Consider the following 6,000-nt stretch of genomic DNA (forward strand, 5'->3'; position numbering starts at 1 on the left):
ATATGCGGGGAACAAAACACCCCCATAAGGTTAAGCAGCTTTTGTTGAGAGTTGTTTTATCTCTCGTTCTATCTCTGCTAAAAAGGTTTCAACAGCTTGATTGATCTGTTCAATTTGTTGATCATCACGGAGAACACGCTTGACTTTCATGCGTAAGTGAAAGAATTCCCCCGTAAAACGTGGGTCATAGCTTACGAAATCACACCATTTTCGTCCTGTACAAGCCATTTGGAATTGCATTTGTGCGTGATATTCTGGTTTGATTTCGTCACCTATACAAAAGCGCATATGTGTTACTGATCTCGGGCATTTGACTTCGATTAAACCGTCTTCTCCAATGAGACCATCAGGGCTAGCCCCCGCCATTTCTATTGTGGAGTGTTGGATAAAGCCGCACTTTGTTATATTGACATCATAAATGAAACCATATTCTCTCAAGGCATCTTCTTCATGTTCGATACCTCATCTCATATCTTCAGTTTCATAATAGGGGCTTGTTTCGCCTGTTAAACGCTCTGTTATGAGTTTGATTTTGTAGTCTTCATATTTGCTCGTAGGCAATCCTTTTGTATTTTTATTGAGTATGTTGTAAATGTTTGATGCGATGACTTTCCCTAGACTTGCTTGAAAATCATTCTGCTGTTCGTTGCTCCATCTCACACCGCCGTTTGTTGCTCTTGTGATGGGAGCGATTGTAGAGCTTTTTCTTTTTGAATATTTTTTCTTCTTTCCAAATGCCCCAAAACCAATTCTGCTTTTTCACAAGACATATCTGTTAGTTTTCCTGCTTCTGCAAAATAGAGAAGACTAATTTCATTTGTCCCTGTTTCTTTAATTAATTATTCGATTTGCTTTATCTGTTTAGAGGAAACTTTTTGATTATTTGTATCGCCTTCTTTGGTTCGCGGTTGACCATCTGTATCGTCTTCTTTACTTGCTACATTAAGAAGCATGCCTAACAGGTATCTCCCGTAGGTAAGTGTAAAACCAACTGATCGTATGCTATTTTTAGAGCCTGTACTGTCAATTGGAAATGTTCCTTCTGTTGAGATTTGATTTCCTGAAGGATGAGACAGAATTATTTCTATGGTAACGTTTTTTTTCTGTTTAATGTTTAATATATTTGTATTTTGCAAGCCCGTCCTTTACAGCATCAATGTACTGATCAAGCATAGCGTATTTGCTGTTTGTATGGGTGATTGTAGAGTTTTTTCAATATTTTGATATTTTGTTTGCATAGCCGAAAGATCACGGACAAAGTTTTGGCGCTCTTGTCGTTCTATTTCTTTTTCTCTTAAATCAAGAAGACGCTTTAAGCGGTCAATACTGACGTCACTTTCTAAGGCTTTATTTAAAATACATTCCATAGCAGTTTGTTCGACGGCTAAATGATGTGTTTCTTCAATTTCTATTAGGTTAGTGTTTTGTTCACTCATTTTGATTTCCTCCATTACGCGCAATTCACGTGTGGCGTGAATCACGCATGTTTTAAAAGGCTGGTTTGGCTGTTAGAAAGGGCTTATACGCTCTGTCTTTTCCTAGGGATATGTTCGGGCTTTTCTATTATAACTAATATGTGTGTTGCTTGAAATACATGTGTTACCACATACAACAGCATCACCACCAATATGAGCTTTTTCACAAATATTGCATTGCCGTGAATTTCGGCTATTCCGTAAACTTGCGTATTATCGAAAATATGTGCATTGGATTCAACACAAACGTTTCCAAAGTCTCTCAGTGCACGCATGCGACGAACTGGGCGACGATAGAGAATGTCTATTTCATCAGTAAATTCGTATTTTTTTCCATGGTTTATTGCCTCTCGCCCTTTGTGATGATTTCATCATTGATGATCTCTGCGTTTCCCTGAATAAAGGCATAACCATGGATTTTGGCATTTCCTCCAATTTTTGCTCTGATGGAAATCAATGGACTGTCATAAATTTTAGCTTTTCCACTAATAAATGCAACACCAGAAACCTGTGCATTTTCGTAAATTTGTGCATTGGCAAAAACACGAATATGTCCAAAAATCTGCGCATTGCCAAAAATATTAGTTCCTCTGGTAACAGATTCACTACCAAAAACACATGCATTTTCATAAATACCAGAAATGTTATCAATATAAACATCACCAAAAACCTTGGCATAACCATAGACTTTTGCATCATCACCTACCCAGCAATTACCATCATGACTGAGGTTGTCTTCTTTTTGTATAAAGCCGCCTAGGTCGCCTGCTTTAATAGCATCAAAATCTCTTAAGGCTTTAATTCAGTGAAGAGTTTTTCCAGCAAACTCTATTGTTTCATCAGTCATTTCGTATTTCTTTTCCATGATTGTTGCTCTTAATGCATGCTTTATCTTTATAAGCTCTTGAAACTGTAAACCAATGCCTTCTGCTGCTGGTACAACTTTTTCTATTCCATTTGCGGTTTGAAGTGGATGGTCGGACAATCCATAAGTTGCTTTTGGATTTTGTCTTGATACGGTAGCAAATTTCCACCTGCTGCTCGTCTGTAAAACCACCCTTTTTGCTGTAAGAAGAGAATGAATTGTTTTGGTTGTATCTCGAGTATTTTAGCGGCTTCTGTAAGACCGAAGAATCCGTTGTGACGTTGCAAACTTTCAAGAGCAGCTGCTTTGGGTTTAAGGATACCCACTTCACTTTTTAAAGTCTCTAATTGTGTGACACTTTCTAAAAGCAGTTTTTTCACAAAGAGAGAGTCTTCTAAAGCGTTTGCAAGGTCTAAAGGTTTCTTTGCACGCCGTTCACATTCAATAAAATATTGACGGGCTTGTTTACCTTTTTCATTACGCTCTACCATGGCGAGCTCTTTTGCCATGTCTAATGTGGGGTGATAGTCTATGGCTGTAACAGCTCTAGATTTTGCGCTCCCCAATTTTGTGGACCGCAAATCTTGTGTTTTTATAAAATCACTTTCCTCTTCAAATTCATATTGATGAATACGATCCTTAATTCAAGTAGAGAAATCTTTCCCTATTTCCAAAAATTCATGTAACTCACGTGCGTTGACCGTTTGAACGGTTTCGTGTTTGATTGTATTGTGCTGGATAGCAATAGGCTTTTCCATTACGAACCTCATGTTGATGGGATTGATGAATGAAAGGGGGCGGCGCTTTTAAATGCGCCCTTCAGAATTTAAAGCACATCACAAGGATGCAAACGGTGTTGTTGTTCGTAAGAATCATACATTGCATCGTTATATTCATGCTGTTTTATATCGTCTAAAAAAACGTATGCTGTAATGTGTAAAATAACGTCATGAGGTATGTTTCCGTTAAAACACTGTTCTTCATGTTCTCTAAGATAAAATTCTGCGATATCTTCAGATATATCTTCGCAGCTCTTTTAAGAAGGATTGATGCGAAAGATTTGGATTTCATTATTTGCCTCGTCAATAATTTTTAGAACTTGGCTTTCATCCAGAGGTCCTGACCGACCAATGTTTTGATCATCATCGTATACAACTAATAAAATTTCATCAGAATTTATAAGAATTGGATTTTCCATAATTTCTCCTCTCTAACGCCTCTTGGCAATTGTTTGTGCGTGGTTTATGGATACCAATGTAGCGATTTTGAAAAATTTTTTTAAAGTAATAAACTAAAGGCTTGCTTGAAGAGAAGTATAAAAATATTAATTCATATTTTGGCTGGCTTAATCCAGTCGATAGGTGCACACCATTCTAATTCTACATCTACGATATCGACATATTTTCCATTTATACTGGATAAAACCCATTTCCCTTTTTCTTTTCCGAAACGTAATACTTTGATGTAAACTTTTCCACATTTAGTTTTTATGATAGCGCGGTTGTTAATAAGATCTTCTGATAGCAAATGATAGGAATAAAAAAGAAGACTTCCTTCTTCAATGGCTGGAAACATAGAATCACCTACCACGCGAACAGCAACAGTTCCTTTAGGAGCAGATGGCGGGGCTTCTACTTCTTCTAGACAACCAGAATCTATTGCGATTATTTCTCCTCCGGCTCCTACAGATCCGATCAAAGGAACTAAGTGATTAGTGGGAATAGAAGCACCTGTAAGCTTTGATATTTCTAATAATTCTCGAGCAGAAATATCTCTTGTTCCTTTTAGCATTTTATTGACGGCAGCACGATCTATTGAGCGACCTAAAGAAGCGGTTAGCTGTCTTGAAAGCCCTAATTGGCTTAATCCAGCTTCAGATAAGGCATTTTGTAACCATTGCGAGATACTTATTGTCATATCTTTATTGTAGGTACGTTGTATACAATCGTCATTTTCTAATTTAGCAACATGTAGTTTCATTATAAATTTTCCTTCTTGATATTGTTTTTATAATCGCTACATAACGTGCTGTGAAACAATTTTCGGAAATAATAAATCTGGTAGGTGGGGTTCGTAGGGTAGTATCTCAGCTGCTTGGGGTTCATAGAACACGCGTGTATGCCTGGCTCCGTCCTATATCAAAAGGTGGAACTGGTGGGAGAATTCCAACAAAACATATCCCAATTCTTTTGAATGAAGCCAAAAGAATTGGAGCACCGATTAAGGCAGAAGACTTTTTCTCGTTTTTTTATAGGACGCAATCATGTGATTCTAAATTATCTTCACAATCTGCTTTTATTGCTGCTTCTACAGATAGTAATGAACATCAACAGCATCATTCACACTCTTAAAAAAGCATTAAATAAAGAGATCAAATTAATAGATTACGCGTCACCATGCGCACGCATAAATACGTAGAGCCTTAAGGGGGATTATGATCACTACCGCACAAACTATTTTATGTCTTGATCTAGGGACCAAGACAGGCTGAGCGATCGTGGTGCAGATGGTCACATAACAAGCGATACAGAAGATTTTCAATCACGCCGTTTTGAAGGCGGTGGTATGCGTTATTTACGCTTTAAACGGTGGCTCACTGAACTAAAGAGGTCCGTTGATGAAATTGACGCGGTGTATTTTGAAGAGGTGCGCCGGCATGTGGGTACAAACGCTTCTCATATTTACGGAGGCTTTCTAGCAACCTTAACAGCGTGGTGTGAACATCATCAGATACTATATGAAGGCATTCCTGTTGGCACAATTAAGAAGGCAACAACAGGAAAAGGAAATGCCTCAAAAGAAGAAATGATTTAGGCGGTGTGTACAAAAGGACATACGCCTAAAGACGACAAAGAAGCAGATGCTTTAGCAATTTTATATTTAATGCAAGAAGAGGGTATACATGTCCAATAAATTACCGTGGACGGAGGCTATTTGCAGATAAATGGATTCTTGATCTTGCTTGTTTATTTCCCTTTGAGTGCAAAGTTTACATAAAGTTACGCTTGCAAATGCTTTATACTGGAAAACCACTTTTAAATAATATGAAGGTCCGGGCTGATTACACTGGCTGTTCAGTAAAAATGTTCATGAAAGCGTTAGAAGTTTTAATAAGCACAGGTCATATCGAACGTTTAGACGATGGGTGTTTATGGAGTTTAAAAGTTGAAGAAGAACTCAATAACTCTAATGAGAGTTTAGAGAAGGTATCGAAGACGTCACGGTCAAAGACGTTATCAGAGAGAGCAAAGAAAGCAGCGTAGGCAAGATGGGATAAACATACAAATGATGCTTGTGATATGCTTAACGATGCTAAAGTAATGCTTAATGATGCCCATATATAACATAAACAATAACAGTTATAATAAAAAACTAATACTATCGTATTAGCAAAAAAGAAATTTGTTCTGAAAATTTAGAAACAAACGAACAGGTTCATGAGTCAATAGAGATTCATGCTTGCGGAAGCTAACCAGAGCAAATCACAACGGATGTAGAAAACCAACCTCCCAATCACAAGCAAAAGAACGTTCCCCAAAAAGCAAAGCGGACTAAATCAAAAGATGATTTTCGCTTACCTGAGGATTTTGAACCTAATTTGCAATACGCAATCGATAAAGGCTAACCCATGATGAGGCGCTGTTAGAATTCGAACGGTTC

5 protein-coding genes and 4 pseudogenes are annotated in these 6,000 nt (G+C 37.6%); 4 read left to right on the forward strand and 5 right to left on the reverse strand.

All coding sequences use genetic code 11. The features are described 5' to 3' along the window. Positions 1-30: 30 nt before the first annotated feature. From ACFINM_RS07915 to ACFINM_RS07925, 3 pseudogenes are all read right to left on the reverse strand, one after another. Positions 31-655 (reverse strand): annotated as a pseudogene (locus ACFINM_RS07915) (lambda exonuclease family protein). Position 656: 1 nt separating this feature from the next. Beyond that, positions 657-1,436 (reverse strand): annotated as a pseudogene (locus ACFINM_RS07920) (ERF family protein). A gap of 937 nt (positions 1,437-2,373) precedes the next feature. Next, a pseudogene (locus ACFINM_RS07925) lies at positions 2,374-2,984 on the reverse strand (phage antirepressor KilAC domain-containing protein); the annotation flags it as partial. Positions 2,985-3,150: 166 nt separating this feature from the next. Here ACFINM_RS07925 and ACFINM_RS07930 point away from each other — a divergent pair. After that, the gene (locus tag ACFINM_RS07930) at positions 3,151-3,273 is read left to right on the forward strand and encodes a hypothetical protein (protein ID WP_375641031.1); all 123 of its coding nucleotides are present in this window, start codon (positions 3,151-3,153) and stop codon (positions 3,271-3,273) included. 103 nt (positions 3,274-3,376) lie between these two features. Here ACFINM_RS07930 and ACFINM_RS07935 read toward each other — a convergent pair whose 3' ends face one another. Then, positions 3,377-3,538 (reverse strand): hypothetical protein, encoded by a 162-nt coding sequence (locus ACFINM_RS07935; RefSeq protein WP_375621638.1) that lies wholly within the window; start codon positions 3,536-3,538, stop codon positions 3,377-3,379. Positions 3,539-3,669: 131 nt separating this feature from the next. Beyond that, entirely contained in the window at positions 3,670-4,320 is a 651-nt protein-coding gene (locus tag ACFINM_RS07940) for a S24 family peptidase (RefSeq protein ID WP_375641032.1), read from the reverse strand. 50 nt (positions 4,321-4,370) lie between these two features. On the opposite strand from ACFINM_RS07940, the gene ACFINM_RS07945 reads away from it, so the two are divergent. From ACFINM_RS07945 to ACFINM_RS07955, 3 genes and pseudogenes are all read left to right on the forward strand, one after another. After that, positions 4,371-4,691 carry a hypothetical protein gene (locus ACFINM_RS07945; protein ID WP_375641033.1) on the forward strand — a complete coding sequence of 107 codons (321 nt, stop codon included), beginning with the start codon at positions 4,371-4,373 and terminating at the stop codon, positions 4,689-4,691. Positions 4,692-4,774: 83 nt separating this feature from the next. After that, positions 4,775-5,253, forward strand: a pseudogene (locus ACFINM_RS07950) (crossover junction endodeoxyribonuclease RuvC). Positions 5,254-5,429: 176 nt separating this feature from the next. After that, positions 5,430-5,603 (forward strand): hypothetical protein, encoded by a 174-nt coding sequence (locus tag ACFINM_RS07955; protein ID WP_375612544.1) that lies wholly within the window; start codon positions 5,430-5,432, stop codon positions 5,601-5,603. Positions 5,604-6,000 lie beyond the last annotated feature (397 nt).

The organism is Bartonella sp. AA168HLJHH (assembly GCF_042197365.1).
In the GTDB taxonomy this organism is placed as follows: Bacteria; Pseudomonadota; Alphaproteobacteria; order Rhizobiales; family Rhizobiaceae; genus Bartonella.